The organism is Photobacterium sp. AWH4_225 (assembly GCF_056158405.1).
The window spans coordinates 796237-820900 of the sequence record NZ_JBSWTF010000001.1; the positions used below are offsets into that span (position 1 = coordinate 796237).

At 48.9% G+C, this 24664-nt stretch carries 23 protein-coding genes; 16 read left to right on the forward strand and 7 right to left on the reverse strand.

Annotation, left to right across the window (positions count from 1 at the left end; genetic code table 11):
• Window positions 1-2: 2 nt before the first annotated feature.
• From ACXAD4_RS04125 to ACXAD4_RS04150, 6 genes are read left to right on the forward strand one after another with little or no spacing between them, the layout of a single operon-like run.
• The gene (locus ACXAD4_RS04125; RefSeq protein ID WP_475238916.1) at window positions 3-1124 is read left to right on the forward strand and encodes a flagellar basal body P-ring protein FlgI; all 1122 of its coding nucleotides are present in this window, start codon (window positions 3-5) and stop codon (window positions 1122-1124) included.
• 9 nt (window positions 1125-1133) lie between these two features.
• Window positions 1134-1631, forward strand: coding sequence for a rod-binding protein (locus tag ACXAD4_RS04130; RefSeq protein ID WP_317523586.1), 498 nt, complete (start codon window positions 1134-1136; stop codon window positions 1629-1631).
• Window positions 1628-3004, forward strand: a complete 1377-nt coding sequence (gene flgK, locus ACXAD4_RS04135; protein WP_475238919.1) for a flagellar hook-associated protein FlgK — start codon at window positions 1628-1630, stop codon at window positions 3002-3004. Before ACXAD4_RS04130 ends, flgK begins: the two co-directional genes overlap by 4 nt.
• 10 nt (window positions 3005-3014) lie before the next feature.
• The gene (flgL, locus tag ACXAD4_RS04140; RefSeq protein WP_475238922.1) at window positions 3015-3920 is read left to right on the forward strand and encodes a flagellar hook-associated protein FlgL; all 906 of its coding nucleotides are present in this window, start codon (window positions 3015-3017) and stop codon (window positions 3918-3920) included.
• A 53-nt stretch (window positions 3921-3973) separates the two neighbouring features.
• Window positions 3974-5029, forward strand: coding sequence for a hypothetical protein (locus ACXAD4_RS04145; protein ID WP_475238924.1), 1056 nt, complete (start codon window positions 3974-3976; stop codon window positions 5027-5029).
• Window positions 5030-5086: 57 nt separating this feature from the next.
• Window positions 5087-5686 (forward strand): hypothetical protein, encoded by a 600-nt coding sequence (locus tag ACXAD4_RS04150; protein ID WP_475238925.1) that lies wholly within the window; start codon window positions 5087-5089, stop codon window positions 5684-5686.
• A gap of 130 nt (window positions 5687-5816) precedes the next feature.
• On the opposite strand, the gene ACXAD4_RS04155 is transcribed toward ACXAD4_RS04150, so the two are convergent.
• Window positions 5817-5999: a hypothetical protein gene (locus ACXAD4_RS04155; protein ID WP_475238927.1), complete on the reverse strand. Its 183-nt coding sequence runs from the start codon at window positions 5997-5999 to the stop codon at window positions 5817-5819.
• A 154-nt stretch (window positions 6000-6153) separates the two neighbouring features.
• Here ACXAD4_RS04155 and lafA point away from each other — a divergent pair, with 154 nt between their 5' ends.
• The 9 genes from lafA (at window position 6154) to ACXAD4_RS04200 (ending at window position 13662) form a co-directional block, all read left to right on the forward strand.
• Window positions 6154-7005 (forward strand): lateral flagellin LafA, encoded by an 852-nt coding sequence (lafA, locus tag ACXAD4_RS04160; protein WP_475238929.1) that lies wholly within the window; start codon window positions 6154-6156, stop codon window positions 7003-7005.
• Between the two features lie 419 nt (window positions 7006-7424).
• Window positions 7425-8801, forward strand: a complete 1377-nt coding sequence (gene fliD, locus ACXAD4_RS04165) for a flagellar filament capping protein FliD (RefSeq protein ID WP_475238932.1) — start codon at window positions 7425-7427, stop codon at window positions 8799-8801.
• 8 nt (window positions 8802-8809) lie between these two features.
• Entirely contained in the window at window positions 8810-9211 is a 402-nt protein-coding gene (gene fliS / locus ACXAD4_RS04170) for a flagellar export chaperone FliS (protein ID WP_475238935.1), read from the forward strand.
• Window positions 9198-9512: a hypothetical protein gene (locus ACXAD4_RS04175; protein WP_475238938.1), complete on the forward strand. Its 315-nt coding sequence runs from the start codon at window positions 9198-9200 to the stop codon at window positions 9510-9512. Before fliS ends, ACXAD4_RS04175 begins: the two co-directional genes overlap by 14 nt.
• Window positions 9509-10600 (forward strand): flagellar hook-length control protein FliK, encoded by a 1092-nt coding sequence (locus tag ACXAD4_RS04180; protein ID WP_475238940.1) that lies wholly within the window; start codon window positions 9509-9511, stop codon window positions 10598-10600. Before ACXAD4_RS04175 ends, ACXAD4_RS04180 begins: the two co-directional genes overlap by 4 nt.
• Before the next feature lie 12 nt (window positions 10601-10612).
• Window positions 10613-11080 (forward strand): flagellar basal body-associated FliL family protein, encoded by a 468-nt coding sequence (locus ACXAD4_RS04185; RefSeq protein ID WP_475238942.1) that lies wholly within the window; start codon window positions 10613-10615, stop codon window positions 11078-11080.
• A 12-nt stretch (window positions 11081-11092) separates the two neighbouring features.
• A complete protein-coding gene (gene fliA, locus ACXAD4_RS04190; RefSeq protein ID WP_317523576.1) occupies window positions 11093-11827 on the forward strand; it encodes a FliA/WhiG family RNA polymerase sigma factor in 735 nt (244 codons plus the stop codon).
• Between the two features lie 9 nt (window positions 11828-11836).
• Window positions 11837-12694 (forward strand): flagellar motor stator protein MotA, encoded by an 858-nt coding sequence (motA, locus tag ACXAD4_RS04195; RefSeq protein WP_475238945.1) that lies wholly within the window; start codon window positions 11837-11839, stop codon window positions 12692-12694.
• Window positions 12691-13662 carry a flagellar motor protein MotB gene (locus ACXAD4_RS04200; RefSeq protein ID WP_475238947.1) on the forward strand — a complete coding sequence of 324 codons (972 nt, stop codon included), beginning with the start codon at window positions 12691-12693 and terminating at the stop codon, window positions 13660-13662. The genes motA and ACXAD4_RS04200 overlap by 4 nt, the downstream gene beginning before the upstream one ends.
• 197 nt (window positions 13663-13859) lie before the next feature.
• Here the strand turns inward: ACXAD4_RS04200 and ACXAD4_RS04205 are convergent, their stop codons facing one another.
• The gene (locus ACXAD4_RS04205; protein WP_475238949.1) at window positions 13860-15392 is read right to left on the reverse strand and encodes a hypothetical protein; all 1533 of its coding nucleotides are present in this window, start codon (window positions 15390-15392) and stop codon (window positions 13860-13862) included.
• A gap of 114 nt (window positions 15393-15506) precedes the next feature.
• Window positions 15507-16052, reverse strand: coding sequence for a CBS domain-containing protein (locus tag ACXAD4_RS04210; protein ID WP_475238951.1), 546 nt, complete (start codon window positions 16050-16052; stop codon window positions 15507-15509).
• 618 nt (window positions 16053-16670) lie between these two features.
• On the opposite strand from ACXAD4_RS04210, the gene ACXAD4_RS04215 reads away from it, so the two are divergent.
• Window positions 16671-17579: a LysR substrate-binding domain-containing protein gene (locus ACXAD4_RS04215; RefSeq protein WP_475238953.1), complete on the forward strand. Its 909-nt coding sequence runs from the start codon at window positions 16671-16673 to the stop codon at window positions 17577-17579.
• A 410-nt stretch (window positions 17580-17989) separates the two neighbouring features.
• Here the strand turns inward: ACXAD4_RS04215 and pflA are convergent, their stop codons facing one another.
• The 4 genes from pflA to ACXAD4_RS04235 all read right to left on the reverse strand — a co-directional run bounded on the left by pflA (window position 17990) and on the right by ACXAD4_RS04235 (window position 24329).
• Window positions 17990-18733 (reverse strand): pyruvate formate lyase 1-activating protein, encoded by a 744-nt coding sequence (pflA, locus tag ACXAD4_RS04220; RefSeq protein WP_475238954.1) that lies wholly within the window; start codon window positions 18731-18733, stop codon window positions 17990-17992.
• 107 nt (window positions 18734-18840) lie between these two features.
• A complete protein-coding gene (locus ACXAD4_RS04225; protein ID WP_475238957.1) occupies window positions 18841-20031 on the reverse strand; it encodes an EAL domain-containing response regulator in 1191 nt (396 codons plus the stop codon).
• 305 nt (window positions 20032-20336) lie between these two features.
• A complete protein-coding gene (gene pflB, locus ACXAD4_RS04230) occupies window positions 20337-22613 on the reverse strand; it encodes a formate C-acetyltransferase (protein WP_475238960.1) in 2277 nt (758 codons plus the stop codon).
• 201 nt (window positions 22614-22814) lie between these two features.
• Window positions 22815-24329 carry a DUF3360 family protein gene (locus ACXAD4_RS04235; RefSeq protein WP_187463145.1) on the reverse strand — a complete coding sequence of 505 codons (1515 nt, stop codon included), beginning with the start codon at window positions 24327-24329 and terminating at the stop codon, window positions 22815-22817.
• Between the last annotated feature and the right edge of the window lie 335 nt (window positions 24330-24664).

Here is a 24664-nt window from a genome sequence, read left to right on the forward strand (position 1 = left end):
TTATGTTTAAGCAACTTATCATCTTTTTGACTGTGCTGGCTGTGCCTTTCATGTTTGTCGATACTGCGCATGCCGACAACAACGAGCGCCACCTGATTGATTTAGTTAATATCCAAGGACTAAGGGACAACCAGTTAATTGGCTATGGCTTAGTAGTGGGTCTTGATGGAACGGGTGATCGTAATCAGGTGAAGTTTACCAGCCAATCGGTGACTAACATGCTGCGCCAGTTTGGCTTGCAGTTACCTGAAAATATTGATCCCAAACTGCGCAACGTTGCCGCGGTGAGTGTTCATGCTTCTATTCCACCGTTGGCAGGCCCTGGCCAGACGATTGATGTCACGGTGTCTTCTATTGGTGATGCCAAAAGTCTTCGTGGCGGCAGTCTCGTGATGACACCGCTGCGGGCGATTGACGGCCAGATCTATGCGGTTGCCCAAGGAAGTCTGGTAGTGGCCGGCGTTAAAGCCGAAGGCCGCTCTGGCTCCAGTATTACGGTCAATGTGCCTACCACGGGGCGTATCCCGGGCGGCGCTATCATCGAAGAGGAAATTCCTTCTGATTTCACCATGCAGCCGAAAGTGACCTTGAACTTGCTGCGCCCGAACTTCACCACCGCACGAAATATCTCCCGTGAAATCGACGAAGTATTCGGCCCTGATACCGCAATGGCGGTAAGTAATGCCCGCGTTGAGGTATTGGCACCGAAGGACTTCGAGCAGCGGGTCATTTTCATGTCGATGCTTGAAGATATGACGGTCGATATTGGCCGCCAGCGGGCGAGGGTGGTTTTCAACAGCCGTACCGGTACCGTAGTGGTCGGTAATGGAGTCCGGATTGGCCGGGCTGCCGTCAGCCATGGCAACTTGACCGTGACCATTGCCGAGTCGTTCAACGTTAGCCAACCGAATGCGTTTGGCCGCGGCAATACGGTCGTCACCCCGGAAAGTGACATTGATATCAACCATGAGCGAAACCCGATGTTCATTTGGCCGGAAGGCGTTGAGCTAGAGACGATTGTCTCTGCGGTGAACAGCCTGGGTGCTTCTCCCGATGATTTGATCGCTATTCTTCAGGCCCTGCATACCTCAGGTGCTCTGGATGCGGAATTGGTTGTGATTTAAGGACCACGAATGACAGTAACTGTTTTACCGGTCGATACCATGGCACTACAGCCGATGGCGACCAGCCGCATTGCCTCCAATTCATCCATCGGCACGGTGACTACATTCGATAGCCGCCAGTTGGTTGATCTGAAAGGCAGCGACGAGACTCAGCAGGCGATCAAGACCGTCGCCGAGCAGTTTGAGTCGCTATTTCTGCAAATGGTGCTCAAACAGATGCGCAAAGCCAGCGATGCGCTAAATAGCGGTGACGACAATGCCTTGTTCGGTAGCCGGGAGCACAAGACCTACCAGGAGTTTTTTGATGGTCAGATGGCCATCGAAATGTCGAAAAGCAAGCTTGGTCTGGCGGAAGTGATTGTCCGTCAGCTGGGCGGTGATTCCGCATTTAAGGAGCAACCGCAAGAGGTCGCTTTAACTTCAAGTAAGGCAGAGCAAGGTCCGCCCGCGGGCAGCGCATTTAGCCAGTCTTTGCTGCATTTCAACCGTGAGGGATCTAACGTATGAGTTTGATGAATATCGGCCTGTCTGGCCTCCAAGCAAGCCAGGTGGGCATGAATGTCACAGCCCAGAATGTGGCTAACATCAACACCCCGGGATACAGCCGCCAGCAGGTTCATCTGTCAGCGGTTGGCTCTACCAGCATGAGTATGAAGGATGCGGGTAACGGGGTATCGGTCAGTGCTATCCGCCGAGTGACGGACCAGTATCAGACCAACCAGATTTTCCGTGCCGGCTCAATGCTGGGGGCCGCTTCGACATCGGCCCAGCAACTCAAGCGGTTGGAGACATTGCTATCCGGCGATTCAATGGACTTAAGTCAGGGCTTTGACAGCTTTTTCTCTGCGCTAAATGGTGCGAGTGTGTCACCTTTTGACTCGGCATACCGCCAGCAAATCATCAGTGAAGCGGAGGCGCTGAGCAACCGCTTCAACCAGCTGAGTGGCTCGTTGGATGGTCAGTATAGTGACTTGTCGCAGCAGCGGAGTACTGCGGTATCTCAAGCCAATAGCTTGCTATCCAATATTGGCCAGCTCAATGAAGAGATCCGTAAAGGTCAGGCTACAGGGGCTAACGTTTCTGCACTGCAGGACGAGCGGGATGTATTGATTGCCGAGTTATCGGAAATTGCCGATATCCGAATTACCGATGCCGGTGACGGTACGCTCAACATTGCGTTGCCCAACGGCCAGCCTCTGGTGATGGGTAACCAAGTGGCGCAGTTCGGGCTTGAGTCTGATCCTAATAATCCGCGTAGCGATGTTCTGTCACTGGAGCTAAACGGCCAGAACTTCCCGCTCGATGACAATATGGGAGGAAAGCTCGGTGCGTTGGCCGCCTATGAGAAGGATGTACTTATCCCGACTCAAGAGGCGATTGACGATATCGCGCTTGAGTTTGCCCAGGCGTTCAATACCCAACTGGAACAAGGTTATGACTTGAACGGTAACCCGGGTAAGCCGCTGTTTGTGTTTGACCCGGATAACCCAGCTTCGACGATGTCGATTAACCCGGATTTTAAACCGGAGGACTTGGCGCTGTCGGGAGATGGCACACCGGGTAATACCGACAACCTACTCAAGCTGATTGAAATCAAGGACCAAGAGTTCGAAATCGGGGACTTGGGATCGCAAACCTTGGGCAGTGCATTTAACTCTCTGCTGGGGGACATTGCGGTTAAAAGCCGTCAGGCTCAATCGGACCATGATGCTGCCAGCAACATTTACCTGCAGGCGACGATTGAAAAATCGTCGACCAGTGGCGTAAACCTTGACGAAGAGGCCGTTAGCTTGATGACTTATCAGCAAGCTTACCAGGCCAACTTGCAGGTGATTAACGCTTCAAACCAAGTCTTCGCTTCGATCATGCAGTTATTCTAAGGAGCCAGCGATGCGCGTAAGTACCAATCAATACAGCCATATGATGTCTGGCAGCCTGAGCCAGAACTCGATGGGCATCAATAAGATCATGCAGCAGATGGCCACCGGCAAACGCTTGCTGGTTCCATCCGATGATCCGATGGCTTCGACCCGGGCGATGAACCTGAAACGTGAACAGGCCGCGATTAGCCAGTATCTGGGCAATATCGAACAGGCCGATGTCGCGTTGAAGAAGCAGGAAACCTACCTGAGCAGCGCGGTGGATGTGCTGCAAGATATTCGTGACAAATTTTTGTGGGCCGGCAACGGAACAAATGGTCCAGAAGAGCGTGCTGCGATAGCCGATGAACTTGAACACCTGCAAGATAGCTTGGTCAGCCTGGTTAATGCCAAGGATGAGAACGGCAAATACCTATATTCGGGTAACGAGGTAAATACGCAGCCTTTGGTAAAAGATGCCGATGGTAACTGGGTTTATCAAGGGGATACCGGTGTGCGAGAAGTGGTGGTGGGAGATGGCGTCACCATCCAGCTGAATGTGAATGCTGAGGATATGTTTTTTTCCGGCGGCACCGATATCTTCACCCAGCTTGATGATCTGATAGGGGCGTTGCGCGACCCTGATCATGACTTTGAAAGCAGTGATATTATTTCCACGAGTCTCGATGTGCTGGATGATACGCTGTCGTCAGTGATGAGCACTGTGACTAGCTTGGGAAGTCGCCAGAATGCATTGACAACCATGCAGGATGGTCACAGCGAAGTGGAGCTGTTCAATAATGACTTGATTGGCCAGCTAGAAGATTTGGATTACGCCGATGCTATGGTGCAATACAACAACTACTTATTGGCACTGCAGGCAACCCAGTCGACGTATGTAAAAACGGCTAGTTTGTCGTTGTTTAGTATTATGTAATATTGGCCCTGCCGGACTCCCCGGCAGGGCATTTTTGGATTGATGGAAGACACATGGTTTCTCAGGTAAATGATCTTCGCTCGGCGGCAGCCGGAGCCAGCCGCCAGCAGCAGGTAATCGCAAGACCTGCCACCCAAACGGCCGCCGTACCTGATAACAAGCAACCGGATCCTTTGCGCTTGTCGCAAACCTTGACCCCGGAGCACACCCGGCAGCACAGCTTGATCCAGCGTGCCCAGCACAAGATTGCGTCCTCGAAAGTGGCCGAGGCTAGCCTTAATGATATTGGTAAAAACCTCGCACAACTTAGCAAGCGGGTTGAGTTTGCGATGCGCTCAGGCAGTGCCTCGCCGAAGATTGCTGCTGATATAGAGCAGTTAGCCAGCAGGATGGAGCAGCGCCTTGAGCAAGCGAGTTATAAAGACCAACCGGTATTGAGCCGCCAGCTTAAACCGGTATTTCATGGTGAGCCCCGTACTTCATTTCAAATCAAAGGGCTAGATACACGGCGTAGTAGCCCACGAGACGAAACGGTGATTTTCAATCTCGCCAAAGGAGGAGCCAATGCGGTTCCTGTCAAACTCGGTGCCAATGCAACGCCCGAGCAGCAAGCCATGCAGTTTCGCCAGGCACTGAACGAGCACGGTATCGGGGTGTCGCTCAACAAACAGCGTCAATTGGTTTTCTCGGCTAATGAAGCCGATTGGCAACACCTTTCACAGAAAATGCGAGTCGTCGGGCAGGGAGATCGATTTCCGGCAGGCCAACCAAACCGGGTCAAGCTAGAGACAACGGAAGCACGGTTCGAACCGCAAAAATGGCAGACGGACAAAGCGCATTTACGCGAGACGCTGGCACAAAGCCAGCAGATGATGAAGCAAATCAAGGCTAGCATTCAAGAGCTCCAGCTTCATAAGCAGGATGTCATGCAGCGCATTGATACCATTAATCAACGCAACCATTATCTTAACGATCAAGTACTGGAAAGTGTTGAGGCGGATTTAGCGCGTATTCTGCCAAATGGTGATAGTTTCAACTCGGCATTCCAAAACTTGAAGGTTCAGGCCAATGTCCACCGTCAAACCGTGGTATCTTTGCTGAGCGAATAGTCAGGCTTTGTGAATAAAAAGGCCTAACCATTACAAGCCTTAATCAAGGATCCCCCTATGCTGTCACCTCTCTCTGCGGCGATAAACCGATTACTGCGTATCGAGCCGCAGCAGCTAAAAGCGGAGCAATTTACCCCGCCGCCCCAACAAGGGACAGCCAAGGCACCATCGAACAATAGCCATTCACCGGCCTCGCAAACTCTGCCACAAGCCCAGTGGCAGATTGTCCGTATGTTGGCAAGTTCATCGGGCATTTCTCTTAATCAACACGCCCAGGCTTACAGTGCCCCGAGTATGCAGTCACCTAGCTTTCGCCTTACTGGCGGGGAAGGGGAATTGCAATTGCGGATCCAACTTGAGGGTCAAATGCATACCGTGCGCTGGCAAGTAGGTGGGGGGCACAATGAGCCACAGTTGCTCAACTCCACCTTACCTTCTGCATTGTCGCTGGCATTACTGCCGACGGTTGATCAGGGCTGGCGTTTGGTCGCTAAAGGCTTCATGCACAATGAACCCCTGCAGCTACTGTGGACACCATATGGAAATAGCTCAAAAGCAGGCACATCAGCGAGTACTTCTGTGTCGCTCAAGGTTTGGCTGCGCACCGGGTTTATTGTTACCGTGGTTATCTTTTCTCTTTTTTATTGGTTATTTTAAATTTTATCTTCTTATCTACTTAATTTTCAAAACGCCCTCTTTAATTTTCCATATCCCATAATTTTATTTATTCCATTTACGTTGAAATAAAAGCGGTAAATATCTTGCGCTCCTTTCTGTTGGAGATATATTAGCCAATAGCCAATAGCCAATAGCCAATAGCCAATAGCCAATAGCCAATAGCCAATAGCCAATAGCCAATAGCCAATAGCCAATAGCCAATAGCCAATAGCCAATAGCCAATAGCCAATAGCCAATAGCCAATAGCCAATAGCCAATAGCCAATAGCCAATAGCCAATAGCCAATAGCCAATAGCCAATGTATTTTTTATTTAAGAAAAAATTATTTTTGTCGTTGGCGAAAAAATAATGAAAAAAGTGGTATTTGCCTGTTTAAGGCCCGCGTCAAGGTGTCGTTTTATAGAGGTGTAGACACTCATACAGAATAATCAACAGAGGGCAATAACATGCTATCGATTCATACTAATTACACGTCTCTACTAACTCAGAACAACCTGAACAAAACATCAGGCGCTATGGATACTGCAATGCAGCGTATCTCTACTGGTCTTCGCATCAACTCTGCATCTGACGATGCTGCTGGCCTGCAGATTGCCACTCGTCTACAGTCTCAAACAAATGGTTTGAATGTTGCTCAGCGTAACTCGCAAGATGCAATCTCTATGCTTCAGACTGCTGAAGGTGCTTTCGATGAGATGACTAACATTGCTCACCGTATGAAGGATCTGGCTACTCAGGCGGCAAACGGTACTAACTCAGCCGATGAGCACGCAGCAATGCAAGCTGAGTGGGATGAGCTTGAAGCTGAGCTTAACAGCATTGTTGATAACACCCAGTATGGCTCTGGTAACAACTTGCTTGGTACTGGTGGTATTCTTGATTCGGCTGTTTCATTCCAGATTGGTGCGACAACTGCTGAAAAACTAGACCTAGATGTTTCTGCTGAGCTACAAGGCGTACGTGCCTCTATTACAGCCCTAAATGGTGAAGATCTAGCAACTGATGCAGATTCAGCGATGGATGCAATTGATGCACTGTTGAATGGTGATGGTACTAATGCAGGTGTCGGTGAAGTGCGCTCTGCACTGGGTGCGAATATCAACCGTCTAGAACACACTGTGGTAAACCTGGGCAACATGGCAGAAAACACAGAAATGGCGAAAGGCCGTATCATGGATACTGATTACGCGGTTGAGTCTTCAAACATGATGAAGAACCAGATGCTGACTCAGATGAGCATGTCTATGCTGTCTCAGGCGAACGGCATGTCTGGCATGGTAATGAGCCTAGTAGGTTAATTTGCCAAGCGACTAATTCGCTAACGCAATATTACTGCAATCAAACCACTCCACATAATAATAAAAACCGCGGCCTAGCTGCGGTTTTTTATTATCTAAAAAAATATTTGAATGTGATAAATAGCCAATAGCCAATAGCCAATAGCCAATAGCCAAATACAAATTAAGAAATCAATATTAGTAGTCGCTTAATACAATTATACAAACTGTTTTTCAATAGGAAGCGGAAGGAAATAACACGTTCTTCCGCTACCGGAAGTAAAGCTTCCGCTTTCAAAGTAACGAAAGTAGATGATTTCCCCTTGTTGGTTGTTTGACCAGCAAATTTAAAGTTTTATCGACGTGAATTAGCAAAAGATTACTTAATTAAAAGTTGGAATGTTTTTTGCTGATTAATGGTGAGTTGAGGAGAAATAAATATGTCGATGATGGATCCTGCTTCTATGGCAATGCAAATGGTGATGCTTCAGCGTCAGCCGTTTGATATCCAATATGCGAACCAACAAAAAATGTACCAAGCGCAGCTAGACGCTTGGAAAGATATTGATTCTGCGTTTAGTGACTTCTCATCCGCCTTGGAGCGAATGAACAAGGCTGACAGTAGCTTTGTGAAAAATAGCGCAACCGCCAGTGAAGAAGGCTACATCAATGCGTCGGCGAGTAATTTTGCCCGTGCCGGTAGCTATGACCTGTTTGTCAAGCAGCTGGCCACCGCCCAGCAAGAAGCTTTCACCCTTCAAGGGGATGAATTGCCAACTGACGGGGTTATTACCATTGAAGTGCCGGGTAATGACCCTATCGAGGTCGACTTTGCCGTATTCAATGCTGATGGCGATAAAGATCTTCATGATTTGGCTGACCACATCAATGGGTTCGATGAGGGGGTGTCAGCCTCTGTCGTGCGCTCTGGTGATGAGGTCAGTTTGGTACTGAGCAGTACCGAAACCGGTGAGGAAAATGCATTTAAGGTAACGGCAGATCAATCCGTGACTGATGCATTCAAGCAGCAGGAGCTGAGCAAAGCCCAGGATGCGATTGTCATGCTCGGTGGTGAAAGCGGCCTGGAAATTCGTAGCAGTGACAACACCATCGATGATGCGATTTACGGCGTGACCTTTGAGTTGACCAAGGCACATGAACCGGGCGACAAGCCATTAACCCTAGTGGTTGGCAGCGATGAAACAGCATCAAAAGAAGCGGTGCAGGAGTTCGTCGATGCCTACAACGAATTAGTTAACACCATCCAAAAGCACACCATGACCGATTACAAGCTTGATCAAGATGATGATGACAAGAGCAGTGATGGTGACGATGACGACAAAGATGACAGCAGTATCACGATCACCGAAGCCGGGGCACTAGCAAGTGATTCTACAGCCCGCGGCCTGAAGAACATGCTGAATTCTGTTACCCGTGGCCAGTTCGATGAAGGGACTTTGCATAGCATCGGTATTGAGGCCAACAGGGATGGAACGCTGAAGATCGATAACGAACGCTTTGAAAAAGCTCTTAAGGAAACTCCGGAAAAAATTGATGCCATCTTCTTGGGTGAAGACGGAGTGTTAACCACGTTAGAAACCGCAATTTCTCCATATACGGGATCGGCAAATTCAGGCACTAACCTGTTGAAGAGTCGTCAGGATTCTTTGCAAGGCAACCTTGATCGGGTTGACGACAAAATAGAAAGGCTCGATCAACGGATGGAGAAAACCTACAACCGCTACTTGCGCGAATATACCGCAATGCAGCAAACCATGTCGCAGATGCAGTCGACTAGCTCCATGTTTATGTTTTAGGGGAACAAATGATGTTAATGGATGATTCTGGCTTTGAAGCTTACCAGCAAGTAGATGTTGAAGCACAAGCCGCTGCCGCCAGCCCTTATCAGTTGGTATTGATGTTGGTTGATGGCTTCATGGATAACCTGACTCGCGCCGAAGGTCATATGGATGCTAATCGCCTGAAAGAGAAAGGCGAGTCTATCGGTAAATGTATCGACATTATTGGCGGCCTCAATAGTGCGTTGGATATGCGTCAAGGTGGCGAGTTAGCTCAGCAAATGAACCAGCTTTACGATTTCTGCGCTATGCGCTTGTTTGAAGCCAGTGCCCATAATGATGCCGGTAAGCTCGCAGAGGTTCGCAGCATCATGGGTAACATCCAGCAAGGCTGGCATAACTTCGGGGTGGCGCATGAAGGTCAATAATACCCAGGTCAGACAGCTTACCTTGCAGCTCAATCACAGTTACAAGCGCAAAGAGTGGCAGGCTGTTCGTCGGTTGGACAAAGAAATCTTTAGCATGCTGGCTGATCTCAAACAGCAACCGGACGTTGCTGAGTCATTGCGCAGAGACATCCTCCAGCTTAAGCAGGTGCACTTGGCTGCCATGACCGCGTGTGAAATGGAAAAAGCCCACCTCGGTCAGATGTTAGCTAAATTCCAGAGTCAGCGCGAAGGGGTTTCGGAGTACCAGCAGGTAGAGATGGCTGGGGGCTTTATTCGATGAGCCAACTTTCGATCCCGCCATCCATGCCCCAAGGCCGCGCAAATGCAACATCGACTTTGGCTTCTTCAACACCGGCACAGAACGGTGATAGCGGCTCGTGGTTGGATAGCTTTGCAGCGCTGTTGGGGCTGGGCTCTGGGCAAGAGGCTGACATGGCAGCGGCTGAAGAGGCGAACCCTTATTGGTTTGATCTCTATGACCAGCTCAAAGGGTTGGCTGAGGGTGAGGACTGGGTGTTCAGTAGTGCCCATCCGTTTATGGAGCAATTACCGCCTGAAGGCCAGTACCGCCTGATCAACATTACCAATGCCCTTAGTTCGGATGTTCGCGAGCAGTTGCTGGGTATGATGCGTCGGGCAGACGGCCTGCAAAGTGTATCGGTGCAGATGGGGCAGGCTCAGCCAGGGATCCCGCATTACTTGGCGACCGGTGGGACAGCGCAGGGCGAGTCATTGTCTTTCGATCAGGCTATCGAGCGGGTGATTGCCAATGCGATGACACCGGTCAGACAGGAAACCACTAACCCGGTGTTATTGCAGCAGCTGGCTCAGGCTAACAGCTTCACCACGTTATCACTGCAAGATGCGCCGAACACCTTAGCGGCTGCAGATTCACCCTCACACCCATCTCATGCCACTCGTGCTGAATGGGCCCCGGTCAAAATGGCAGAGAACCAACACCAATGGGGCCAGCAGTTGGTGTCGGTATTAAAAGAGCGGGTGCAGATGCATCTAAATCAAGATGTGCAGCATGCCCGCATCCGCCTTGATCCCCCGCATCTTGGCAGCCTAGAGCTGTCAGTCAAAGTTGACCACAACAAGGTACATGTCCATATCGCAGCTACGGATCCTGCCCTGAGAGAAGCTGCGCAGCAAGGTGCCGAACGTTTGCGAGCCGAGCTTGAGGGCAAGCAACTTGCTGGTGCCATGGTGGATGTCGATGTCAGTGATCAATCTCAGCAACAAACATTCGAGCAACCAGTGGATATGTCGATTGCTACTCAGTCTGTAGTCGAAGCGGCTGAGTGGCATGAATCACCCGATCTCTTATCTAAGGCGGACCAATACCGTCTCACTCGTATGGTGTAAGGAAAAATAATAATGGCTAGAACCAATGTAATGAGCACCAAAGTCATTTTGGCTGCACTTGCCGCCGCAGTGCTTATTGCTGTCTCATCGATTGCAACCTACGCATTTATCGTTAACGACCAGTCCGCTGAATTCAGCGTGTTTTCCAGTAGCGAAGATAGCAAACGTGCCCACTTCATGAACCTCGATAAGTTCGTGATCACCATCGATGGTGAAGAGCGAACACACTATTTAATGCTGGAGCTGGCACTTAAGACCAGCTCTTCTAAAGCCCATGACAAACTTATCGAATACAAGCCGTTGGCACGCAATGTCCTGTTGAAGATGTTTAGCCAAAGCACCTTTGAAGAGCTACGTCAGATGGATGAAATTGAGCGTATGCAAACCGAGGTACTTGGCAAGCTGCGTCAGGCGATGGCCTTGAATGGATACGCCTACCAAATCGACGAAGTGCTGTTTACCAAGCTCGTGCTGCAATAAAGGAAGGGAATCATGTTAGAAGCACAGCAGTTACCTTTTGAGGATGAGTATGCTCAGTGGCAGACGCAGTCCTCACAAAATAATGAAGAGCAGATCCTGCGCCAGCATTTGGGGTTGGTGAAGCGCATTGTTCAGCAGCTGCACCATCATGCCTCGGGGTGTATGGGGCTGGATGATATGGAGCAGATTGGCTTGCTCGGTTTGCTTGAATCGGTACGCCGCTACGGTGAGATGGACGAAAACTTCCGCTTTTTCGCCGCCCGCCGTGTTAGGGGCGCGATTCTCGATGAGCTCCGCCGCCGGGATTGGCGACCTCGCCAGCTGCGCCAGCAAGTTCATGAGCTCAACAAGGTCAGCAAGCAACTGACCAAGCAGTTCAAGCGTCACCCGACCGAGCATGAGCTGGCTGCCGCGCTGAAGATCAGCTTGGAAGAATGCTATCGCTTACTGTATGCCGCCCAGGCTGAGGAGCTACACAGCCTGGAGCAGTTGTTTGAGTCCGACAGCAACAGTGTCGATTTCGGTGAGGAAGATAGCAACCTTCAACATATGATCAATGATGACTTGCTCAAGCATGTGCTTTCCCAGCTGCCGAAGCGTGAACAGTTAATATTGGATTTTTACTATCAGAAAGAGCTTAGCCTGAAGGAAATCGCCATGGTGGTTGGCCTTAGCGAAGCGAGGATCTGCCAGCTGCACAAGCAGGCAATCAAACAAATGAACACCATGATTAAGAGCATGTTGTAGGAGAAAGTTATGCAAAAAATAATCGGTGTCTTAATCATTGTTCTCTGTGTATTCGGTGGTTTTGTTTTGGCTGGGGGCTACCTCGGCACCATGTGGCAGCCTGCAGAGCTGATGATCATTTTGGGGGCTGGTGCCGGTGCACTGGCTATCGGCAACCCGCACCATGTGATTGTTGAAATGTGGCATCAGGCCCGCGGTGTCGTTGCTAAACGTGATGAGCGAAAGCTGTATCGTGAGTTGCTATCGCTGATGTACCACTTGCTTGAGCAGGTGCGCCAAAATGGTATGCGAGTACTTGATGAGCATATCGAAGAGCCTCACCAGAGCAGCTTGTTCCTGAGTTATCCGGAAGTGTTGGAGTACCCGAAACTGGTGACTTTCATTACCGACAACTTCCGCCTGATGGCAATGGGCAAGATCAGTGCCCATGAACTGGAAAGTATGCTCGAGCATGAGCTTGAAGCCATTGAAGCGGATCTTATGGAGCCGTCTCACTCGATGCACCGTATCGCAGAGGCGATGCCGGGCTTCGGTATCTTGGCGGCAGTGATGGGGATTGTGATCACCATGACCAATATCGATGGTGACATGGCGCAGATCGGGATCAGTGTTGCCCACGCACTAGTCGGTACTTTCCTGGGTATCTTCTTCTGTTACTGCGTGTTTGATCCGCTTAGCTCTGCCATGGCCAACCAGGTCAAGCGTGAGCTGTCGGCATTCGAGTGTGTAAAAGCCATGATGGTCAGCTACACCGCCGGCAAACCCGCACTGGTCGCGGCTGACTCAGGCCGTAAGCTGATTTTGCTTGATGTGAAACCGACCTTTGCCGAGATGGAAGGTTGGGTTACGCAGCAGGTGTTCCAATGATCAGGGGCAACACCGCAGATACGGTGATTATCAAGAAGCGCCGTAACCGGGGGAAAGTCGCCCAGTCAGGAGGGGCATGGAAGGTTGCCTTTGCCGATTTTACCTTGGCGATGATGGCCTTTTTCATGGTGATGTGGGTGTTGCAGGTGACGACTGAGGATGAGAAGCAACGCATTGTCGGTCGTCTCAGTGGTCAGCAGCAGCTCCTGCCACACGATGAGATGTTTATGGATAACAGCCCGTTTGCGGTCGATTTTGGTGGTAAGGCCTTGCCGGGATTACAGAGCCGGCAACCGAGCAACCCGCAAAACTTGGGTAATTCACTGACTATCAATGTCGTTGACGGTGAGGGCAATAACTTCGGTGGGCTGGGGGAGGAAGGTCCTTCATTGGTGCCGGGGCGCTATGAAAGCCATGAGCAGATGGTTGTGCTAGGCGATTACCTCAAGGATGTCAGTGAATTTCTTTCGGCCAGTAACCAACTGTCGGTGGAAGTGGTACCACAGGGGCTCAGGGTATTGGTGAATGATGATAATGAAAAACCGATGTTCAAACGTGGCGGTGCTGAGCTGACGCCGTTTTTTGAAGATCTGTTGTTGGCGATTGCACCGACCTTTGCCACTGTCGAAAACCATATCATGATCTCCGGCCATGCCGATGCCAGCGGGTTTAGCCAGCGTTCTACAGGAAGCAACTGGGTGCTGTCAGGTGAGCGTGCTCAGCGGGCGCGAGAGGTGTTGGAATTTGGCGGTATGCCAAGTGAGCGTGTAGCCCAGGTAACAGCAATGTCCGATACCATGTTGCTTGACCGCGATGCACCATACAGCCACCTCAATCGCCGGATTGAAATCTTGGTACTGACCACCGACACCGAGCAGCAGCTATTGCAGCTGTTCGGCCGAGATGGCGACGGGCCTTCTTTGGAGGCGGCAAAACAGGCTGCCTATGCCAATCAGCCAGTGAGCTAAATCGATTAGGTTAAGCCAAGCGTTAAATCAAGTTCCAACGTCAGCGTGCTAGGTGGCGATCCAAGCCAGCTCCTCATTCAAAAGGGGCTGGCTTTTTCATTCTTGCTATCAAGGCTTGTGCTACACAAAAAGAGGGGGCAGATTAACTATCTGCCCCCTCTGTAATAATGTCCGCCATTATAAAATGGCTGTCTTGGTTAAATCATCAAGGTTGAAGACACAACACCGATTAGGCCCGCACTTGCCAGAACGGTTACGGCTTTCTCAGCCATACGGCCGTTGCTTTCAGCAGCTTTTCCGAACATCGCGAAGACAAACGGGTGGACCAGGAAGGTCATGGCAAACGTAAAGGTGATCAGGCTTGCCGCTGCAGAACCGAACATACCTTCTTGCACTGCGGCAAATAGACCGAAGTGGGACAGGCCAGAAGCCGCTGACATAGACGCGTGCTCAAGGGACATGCCGGCAACACTTAGTAAGGTGAAGCTACCGAACACCGCCATGATCTGCCAGCCAAGGGAGAACAGCATCAGACCTTTGACTTCCGTTTTCTCACAGCCGTTGGCTGAGCGCAGGTTTTTCAGAGACAGGAAGACAAACGCTGCACCGGCCAGCAGCAGTGGAAGCGTCCAGCTAACCATTAGAGAGCCACGTTCGGCACTTGCTGCCAGAATCGTGAAGACGAAGATATGGCCGGCAAACGGAATGTTGATCATAATCGGTGCACGAGAAGCCGCGGTACGACCGAAGTCACCGGCAGTACAGGCACCAGTTAGACCTGAATGAGACAGACCGCCAGCTAGACCAGGCGCTAGGTTACGGACATGGTTTGATTTGCCGACGAAAATCAGTAGCGCCAGACCACCAAACATCCAGAAAATCTGACCCGAGAAGCCGTATACGATAACACTTTGTAGACCCGGAATTCCGAAGGCTTCAACCATGTGCGAACCACCCACCAGGAAGCTACCAGCCAATACCAGCGGGATACCTGCAAACAGTAGTGCATTCATTGTTGGGCCGTGTTTCCACTTAGGCAATGCTGCGCCCAAGCCAGAAGACAGGATCATCGCAAAGAAGATCTGCGGCAGGCCAATCACTGATGACACAACATTCGCCAGCCATAGAGAGAGGTTCAGTACCACGATAATCGCTACTACTTCAAATAAGCCCTTGCGGATGTATTGGCCTTTATTTGAGATAACGGCTTTGCGATCAATTAGGATAAAGGCCAATGCCAAACAGATGTATGACAGCAGTAGGAAAGAGTCGCCCAGAGCAAAGTCGGTAGTACGGTCTGAAATCAACACATCAGCCGTTTGGATACCAATAAGCAGCAGGAAGGCACGGATAATATACGTAAGCTGTGTGCTGCTTGTACCGTGTACGACTTCTTGGGCTGAAGGGGAGAAGAAATCGCACTCTTCATCAAAGTCTTTCTTTGACAATAGGCGGCGGATTTCTTGTCCGCCCACGAAGAAGGAGGCGATCAATGCAATCACGGTTGTCTGGCCAATCAGCGCAACAATAGGGAACTGTTCTAGTCCTGGTGTCGCCATATCGCTGTGAACCAGCAGTGAGCCTAAAGCCAGGCCAAATACAACGATAACCAGCAGTGAGGAATATTTCGTTCCTGCAACTAGGGTACGGGCAACCAATACCATAATTGTTAGGGCGGCTATCGCGATAACAAAATGGTTAAAAGCATATAGATGGGAAACTTGTTCCATTTTAACTCCAAAAACTCTTTCGAACTGCTCACAGGCACACCTCATGTGCTAGGCACATGAAGTTTTAACATTAAGTTCAGGCTGACTGTGGGCGAGTGATACGTCCGTTACTGATTAGGTAACTACCTGTGGGGCAACATTTTCTGCAACTGGCGTTGGCGTTGTTGCATCGTTGAATAGGGCACGAAGGGCTTTCAACACTTCTTGGCGGGATACCACGCCGACATATTTACCGTTTTCCATGATCGGTAAAATTTGTGGCTTGTTAACCTTGATAGATTTAGCTCGCTCTTCCAGCGACAAGGTTGTCATTTGCGTTGCATAGCCCATAGCGGTTGTTGGGTATAGCTGCTCTTTGTCCAGGGCAAGGAACTCCAGAGCGTCTGTCAGGCGATCTTCGATATCCATTGTCACCAAATCGGTTTTCATCAGGTTGCCTACCGTTACATCTTCATCAGGTAGGTAGTCTTGGCACCACATTTCTACCATGATGTCGTGAGCAGAGAGGAAACCGACTAACTGGCCGTTTGCGTCGCAAACTGGCGCACCGTTAATGTGGTTTTTAGACAAGATATCGATTGCCGCAGGCAAACTTGTTTCGATACTCAACGTCGGGGCTTGCGTATTTACAATGTCTCTCACTGTAAGTAAAGCGCTCATAACAATCTCCTAAATTCAAAATCAACACTGTTTCAGCAACTCGCCAAGAGTCATTGAAAAATGGCTCATTGAGCTGTTGACGGGAATGTTACTTAGCACCGTCTTATTAGTAAAATTGATTTTATTTAGGTTTGAATTCAGATTTTCTGATACTTTGTTTGGAAATGTTTCAGAAGATGTCGCTTAAAAAGAGAATCAATTTGGATGATAGAGCAAGATAACCTTCCATTTTGGCGGTTAAATCGTCAGTTTTAGATATGGATTGCGTGGAGGGGCTCTCTGTAAAATGTATAAGGAAAACTGATTTCAGAGTTAGTGTGTGATAAGTAAAAATGAATTAGGATATTATCCTTAAAATGTGGATATATCAAATATGACATATCGTCAGGCATTTGCTTACAGTTTTTAAGCAGTTGAAAGGGAATTAGCCGTGAATGTGCCCTTCGTTTGCATTACCCGGCAGTTAAAACTTGATACAATATTGATTGAAACAATTTAGCTATCAGGTTTATTGATTGGCAAAAGTAGCTGGAATATTTGGTTTATATACCAGTGACTTGGTCTTTAAAGTGATATCTATTGGCATTCAGTTCCCCTGTTGTAGATCTAGGAGTAAAAGTGCGTTATTCGTTGAAACAGTTATCAGTGTTTGATGCGGTTGCTGAATTAGGCAGTGTTAGCCAGGCGGCTGAGCGGCTAGGGGTAACCCAGTCCGCTGCAAGTATGTCACTTAGCCAATTAGAAAAGCTGCTAGGGCGCGAACTTTTCGTTCGTCAGGGCAAAGATATGCGCTTGAGTCACTGGGGCAACTGGCTACGACCGAAAGCGCGACGCTTGTTGCAAGATGCCGAACAGATTGAAGCGGGCTTTTACGACCAGCACCTATTCAGTGGCAGTATTACTATCGGTGCCAGCCAGACCCCGGCGGAGCACCTAGTACCGGAGCTTATCAGTATTCTTGATACCGATTTCCCAGAAGTTCGCACCGGGCTGGAAGTGAAAAGTAGCCAGGGTATTATCGAAGGGGTGCTGAACTATAAATATGACATCGGCATTATCGAAGGCCGTTGTGACGATAACCGTACCCATCAGGAAGAGTGGTGCCGGGATCACCTTGTTGTCGTCAGTGCTGCTCACCACCCTTTTGCGAAGAACTCTCGAGTGAGCCTGGCACAGCTTGAACAAGCCCAGTGGGTATTGCGTGAAGGTGGGGCGGGTACGCGTGCGATTTTCGAAAGTGCTATGGTGCCGCTGATCCCAGATCTGGATGTTTGGCGTGAATACTCTCACGTACCGGTTATTCGTAGCATGGTTTCCAATGGACACTATCTCACCTGTTTGCCTTACTTGGATGTGGCTCCACATATTGAGCGTGGTGAATTGGCCGCATTGAATGTGCCTGAATTAAAAATGGATCGTGCGATTTCCTTTATTTGGCGCAAAGAGATGGGTGATCATCCGTTGCTGGAATGCATCAAGCGCGAAGGCCATCGAATGATGAAAAACCATAAGCTGAACAAGGTTTGATATCGTGATGCTCGCTTTCTAGTTAGAAAGAAAATCGTGTCGGCTTAACTTAATCTATTGGGTAAGCCGATTTAAAGAAATACCCAAGTACCGTCCAGCTGCTTGGGTATTTTTATATTCAATGAGTTTCATTTTTTATTGATAGGTCAAATCCAATTAACTAATAAATCAATAAGATACACTTTTACTCACAAAGCCGATTATATTTGTGATGGGTTCGCAGTTTAACAGGAAGGCTTGATGGTAAGGGGTGGAGTATATCTACTTATAAGCAATAAAATGCCTATCAATTTTTCTGATATAGCCTTTTAGTTGCCTTGTTTCATTTAACCTGAAGTTATTTTGCTTTCGCCAAGATCAAAAAAGGAGAACCATCGTTCTCCTTTTTACTTTCAGTGCTTGAATCAGTGTTAGTAAATCACTTTCGCTTGTGTGTAGCTGCTGATGATTTCTTTGACTTTTTCCATCACTTCTTTTGATGGTGGGGAAACGCCCGTTAGTGGGTAGTCAAAACCCATCGCTTCCCACTTGTGCTCGCCAAGCTGGTGGTATGGTAGCAGCTCGACTTTCTCGATGTTGTCCATGTCCTTGATGAAATCACCCAGTAGGTGAGCAGAACGCTCGTCATCGGTATAGCCTGGGACAACAACGTAGCGGATCCAGGTTTTCTGGCCGCGCTGGTGCAGGTAGCGGGCAAAGTCCAACACGCGTTTGTTTGGCACGCCGACAAGGTTTTGGTGGATACTGTCATCTAGTTGTTTGAGATCCAGCATCACCAAATCAGCAACATCAAGGACTTCGTCAACAACATCAGTATGTTTGCGGATATAGCCGTTGGTATCTAGACAAGTGTGGATACCTTCATCTTTGGCTGCACGGAAGAAATCACGCACAAACTCTGGCTGCAGCATAGCTTCACCACCTGAACAGGTGACACCGCCGCCCGATGAGTTCATGAAGAAGCGGTATGATTTCGCTTCGTTAATCAACTCTTCGACCGTGATCTCCTTACCATCATGAAGATCCCAAGTATCTCGGTTGTGGCAATACTGGCAGCGCATCAGGCAGCCTTGCAAGAAGACGATGAAACGAATACCTGGACCGTCGACTGTACCACAGGACTCAAAAGAGTGGATTCGACCTTTTACTGACATTACTTAGCTTCTCCGCTTTGGGGCGTGTTTTACCTGTCATTTTATTACAAAATGGACAGGCAAAGTAGCTAAAAAGCACCAAAAAAGTAAGGATACTACTCAAGATATTACAGCGCTGCACACTCTTGCTTTTCATTCCAATCAAGGTGCCATTGCTTCAACGCTTCTACCGGCATGGGGCGGCCGATATAGTACCCCTGAGCAAAGTGGCAGCCCATCTGGCGTAATGCCTGCCATTGATAGCTACATTCAATTCCTTCGGCGATGGTGCTGAGTGACAGGCGGTTGGCCAGCAACAGGCTGGCTTCGAGAATGGCGGCAGCGGTTTTACTTTGGGGCAGAGCCTGAACAAAGCTCATATCCAGCTTCAGCGACTCGAAAGGCAGTTGCTCGAGCTGTTTCAACGAAGAATACCCTGTCCCGAAATCATCAATAGAGAGTTTGAAGCCGTACATCCCAAGCCGGGCTGCAGCTTCTAGGCTTGGCCCTGTGTGTTCAATGGCATCGGATTCGGTGATCTCGAATGACAGCGTTTGGCTAATGGTCGGAAAGCGTTGCTGCAGGGCGATAACTTGGTCGACGAAGCCTTCGCTGATCAGGGTATGGGGCGTGATATTGACCGCGACCCGGCGTCCTGAAAAGGCCGGTAGGTTTGATACAATGTGATGAATAGTCAGCATCGCCAATTCATCTTCCCTGCCCAAGTTTTCAATCACAGCAAGGAACTGGGATGGTGGGAGCAAGCCCTTTTCGGGATGCTGAAGCCGGATCAGGGCCTCGTTACCACACCATTCTCCGGTTCGGAGATCGACAATGGGTTGGTAATAAGGCACCAGCCATTGATGTTCGAAAGCCAGGATCAACACTTGCTCAGAGAGCGCTTGTGCGCTGCTGGGCGCTTTTGTCGGCTGCGGAGTGGACAAGTACTGCTTGGCTTGCCCCAGTAAGGCTTGAATATGCTCATGCCGGGCCGGTTTTTCCAGACACCCAATGACCTTCAGCTGGTAGCTTTTGCACATCTGGCTGACTGATTTAATAACTTCAGGGCTGGCTGCACTGGAAATGATGATGGCGCCATGGAAAGACATTTTGGCTAGGTGGCCAAGGAAAGTAATTCCGTCCATTTCCGGCATGTTCAAATCGCACACCAGTACATCGGGTAGAGTGATTTGAATTTGTATCAACGCTTCCTTTCCCGTTGAAGCAACATTGACACAGCAGCCAACCGCAGCACGTTCAAGCTGATTGCGTAAGACCTGTTGCTGAAATGGGTGATCTTCAACGAGTAGTATGTTCATGCAAAGTACAGTACCTAGCGTTTTAAGTCTTCGATCATTGCGTGTAATGGTTTATAAAACCCAATATTAACCTTAGTGCATAATAATTGGTTTTCAATTAATTTGCATAACTAAGCAAGGATGAACAGACCGTTATCTAAGAAACCATGTTCTATGTTAGAGGGCCCGTTGCTGTGTTGGCGGTCAACGATATGTAAGGTTGTTAGAGTGGATATAATGTTCTGAAAGGCAACAAAAAAAGCCGATCTTTGCAGATCGGCTTTTAATATCATTGCCATTAAAGGCTATGCACTAGGCTCTATGGATTATAGAGACTCAGTGAAAGTACGAGCGATAACGTCTTTCTGCTGTTCAGCAGTTAGAGAGTTAAAGCGTACAGCGTAACCAGATACACGGATAGTTAGCTGAGGGTACTTCTCTGGGTGCTTAACTGCGTCTTCTAGAGTTTCGCGGTTAAGAACGTTCACGTTCAGGTGCTGACCACCTTCGATGCCAGCTTCGTGGTGGAAGTAACCATCCATTAGGCCTGCAAGGTTAGAACGCTGAGTATCCTGCTCTTTACCTAGTGCGTTAGGTACGATAGAGAAGGTGTAAGAGATACCGTCTTTCGCATCAGCAAATGGTAGTTTACCAACTGAAGTTAGAGACGCTACCGCACCTTTTTCGTCACGACCGTGCATTGGGTTAGCACCTGGTGCGAATGGAGCACCTGCTTGACGACCGTCAGGCGTGTTACCAGTCTTCTTACCGTATACCACGTTTGAAGTGATAGTTAGGATAGACTGAGTAGGAACCGCGTCACGGTAAGTCTTAAGCTTACGGATCTTGTTCATGAAGCTAGTAACAAGCTCACAAGCGATGTCATCAACGCGAGCGTCGTTGTTACCGAACTTCGGATAGTCGCCTTCGATTTCGAAGTCGATTGCGATGTTGTCTTCGTCACGTACTGGCTTAACTTTAGCGTACTTGATAGCAGCTAGTGAGTCAGCAGCAACAGAAAGACCAGCGATACCACAAGCCATAGTACGGCGAACGTCACGGTCGTGTAGAGCCATAAGCGCTGCTTCGTAGCTGTACTTGTCGTGAGAGTAGTGGATTGCGTTCAGTGCAGTCACGTACTGCTTAGCTAGCCAGTCCATGAAGCTGTCTAGGCCAGCGTAAACTTTGTCGAAGTCTAGTACTTCGTCCATCATTGGCTCAGTCTTAGGACCAACCTGTAGCTTAAGCTTCTCGTCCACACCGCCGTTGATAACGTATAGAAGAGTCTTAGCAAGGTTTGCACGAGCACCGAAGAACTGCATGTGCTTACCGATAACCATTGGCGATACACAACAAGCGATAGCGTAGTCATCGTTGTTGAAGTCAGGACGCATTAGGTCGTCGTTTTCGTACTGGATAGAAGAAGTATCGATAGATACTTTCGCACAGAAACGCTTGAAGCCGTCAGGTAGCTGCTCAGACCATAGAACAGTGATGTTCGGCTCTGGAGAAGGACCCATAGTGTATAGCGTGTTTAGGAAACGGAAGTTAGTACGCGTAACTAGCGTACGACCGTCAACACCCATACCACCCATAGATTCTGTTGCCCAGATTGGGTCGCCAGAGAATAGCTCATCGTACTCAGGAGTACGTAGGAAACGAACCATACGTAGTTTCATTACGAAGTGGTCGATCATTTCCTGAGCTTCAACCTCAGTGATCTTACCTGCTGCGATATCACGCTCAACGTAGATATCTAGGAAAGTAGACGTACGGCCTAGAGACATTGCCGCGCCGTTCTGAGATTTAACAGCTGCTAGGTAGCCGAAGTATAGCCACTGGATAGCTTCTTTCGCGTCAGTTGCAGGGTTAGAAATGTCGAAGCCGTACTTAGCTGCCATTTCTTTCATCTGACCTAGTGCACGGTGCTGCTCTTGAAGCTCTTCACGAAGCTGCATAGTCATCTGAAGATCTTCGCCAGACTCTAGCTTCTCTTGAGTAGAGTGGAACTGAGCAACTTTTTCCTTCATTAGGAAGTCGATACCGTACAGTGCAACACGACGGTAGTCACCGATGATACGACCACGGCCGTATGCATCTGGAAGACCAGTTAGAACACCAGATTTACGACACTTAAGGATGTCTGGAGAGTAAACGTCGAAAACGCCTTGGTTGTGCGTTTTACGGTACTCAGAGTAGATTTTAGAAACCTGTGGGTCTAGAGTACGGCCGTAAGCTTTACAAGAACCTTCGATCATGCGCACGCCGCCGTTAGGCATGATTGCACGCTTAAGCGGAGCTTCAGTCTGAAGACCAACGATAGTCTCTAGATCTTTGTTGATGTAACCTGCGTCGTGAGCAGTGATGGTAGAGATAAGAGAAGTATCGAAATCAACAGGAGCGTGAGTGCTGTTTTCCTGCTTGATACCTTCCATTACCTGATCCCAAAGCTTGTTAGTTGCCTCAGTACCTTCAGTAACTAGGAAAGACTCATCACCCTCATATGGAGTGTAGTTTTTCTGGATAAAGTCGCGAACGTTTACTTCGTTCTGCCATTCGCCTTCAGCGAACCCTTCCCAAGCTTTAGCAAATTGCTCTGCCATGACATACCTACCTTTTTAGTAGAAAAAACACGTACTGCGGTGACTGTTGAGCCAGCCTCACCAAATGGTGAACAGTACACTTTATATAAACAATAATACGGATAACCAAAAAACGTGTCAGGATAGTGATGTTTTGATTATTCGTATTAGTGCTAACAGCACTCATTGATAGGGCAGTGCACGCACTGCCCTCAATTTTCCTTACAGTAGTGCTGGAATGCCGTATTGGCCTTCAAGCATACCTACTGCCAGCATCGCAACAAAACAGATGATCAGTGCGCCAGCTGGAATGATGACTTTGTCCATCATCGACAGCTTTGCAGCACGCTCTTTGTTGCCGATCAGACCGTTGTTATCCAGCAGCATGGTCAGTGCCCAAGCGAGAACTGGGTTAGCAACGATAGCTGCGAATACACAGATACCAGCAGCTTGTGAATCTTTGGTGTCTTTCACCATTTGCACACCCGCTTCAAGAAGCGGTAGGAATACACCTACAAGCAGTGCGATACGCATTACTGGTGGCCATACTGCTACGTCCATTGGGAAGCCAAGGATCGCTACGATGATACAGAAAGTACCTAGTAGGATCGCACCCGCTGGAATCGGACGCTTGGCAATACCCGCTGGGATAATGTAAGTACCCCAAGACGATGTGATGTTACAACCACCAACCGCTGTACCTACCATCTGGCGAAGCGAACACGTTGTCATGGTGTCATCAACATCCATCAGAACGCGGTCAGTCCCTTTCGGGTAGTTCAGCTCCTGGAAAATACGGTGACCCAGGAAGTCTGGCGACCACATTGCTACTGCAAGAATCGCGAACGGTAGAGAAGCAATGAAGTGCTCAATACCTGGAAGGCCAAGCATCCAACCTTGCTCTGTGCTACCCCACCAGTACACTGGATTTAGGTTAGGCAAACCTGTTTCGGTTTCGAATACTAGGTCAAAGCCCGCACCAAGTGCAAGGGAAACCAATAAACCGGTTACGGCACAAGCAGGAATCGCCAACCAACGCTTGTTCACTTTGGCAAGGTAAGCATAAAGAATGATGTTTACCGCCAGAACCACCAAGCCGATGTAGCCCAAGCTACCTTTTGCTACGTCAGCACTTTCAAGACCCACAGCCCAAGACTGGATGTCGCCAATCTGGCTCATTGCCCCGGTAAAGCCGAGGAAGATAAGCAGACCACCGGCCACACCCTCACTGGTGAGGTTGACCAGTTTCGAGCCCCCTTTGAAGTAACTCAGCAATAGGCCGAATACACCAATCAGGATAGCCAGTGCCAGTGGGTGAGCACCTGCCAGTGCAATGGTACCGATCAACGGGATCATTGGACCGTGGTTACCCGCCAAGTTGGCACGTGGGTTAAAGAAGCCCGAGGCAAGAATACAGAAAAGGAGTGCTGGGATGAGCATCTCTACACGGGCAACTTCGATAGCGAAGGTTTTGCCCAGCTCAACGTGATCCCAAGCGGCTGTCAGGCCATCAGCCCATGACATAGCAACTGATGAGTACATCGCGATAATGGCAATCGTACCCGCTAGTGCTGGAACCAAATCTTCAAGCTCAAAACGGAAGTCACGGCCCGGAAGGTTAAGCTTCCAGCGGCGTGGCTTCATGATTTTCAGCTCATGATCAAGATAGTCTGAGCGACTAGCGAAGTCAGATGCAGGGCGGTGCAGCTCCTGATAACTTCTTTCCTGTGATGACATAAGTGCCTCGTTCTACATTTAAAGTAATTTTTTATTTATATGTTGGTTGAAACTTCCTCAACATATCTGCAATTCATACGAATTTAAGCCAAGCAGTTGTTAAGTGTAATTTAATTTCACCAATTTTGGCTGCAGTGTACCGCTTGTCCATTTTTATGGAATTGATCTCGATCACTCTCACTAAAATTTTGTAAGAAAAAAACCAAAAAAAATTGAGCGCAAAGTGCAATTGTTGCTAAATATGAAAGAAACTTTATAACAAAAGTAAATTTGTGAAATGTGATCTGGGTCGTTTTTGGGTTTTTATATCATTGTTTTTAGTGTGGTTTTATTCT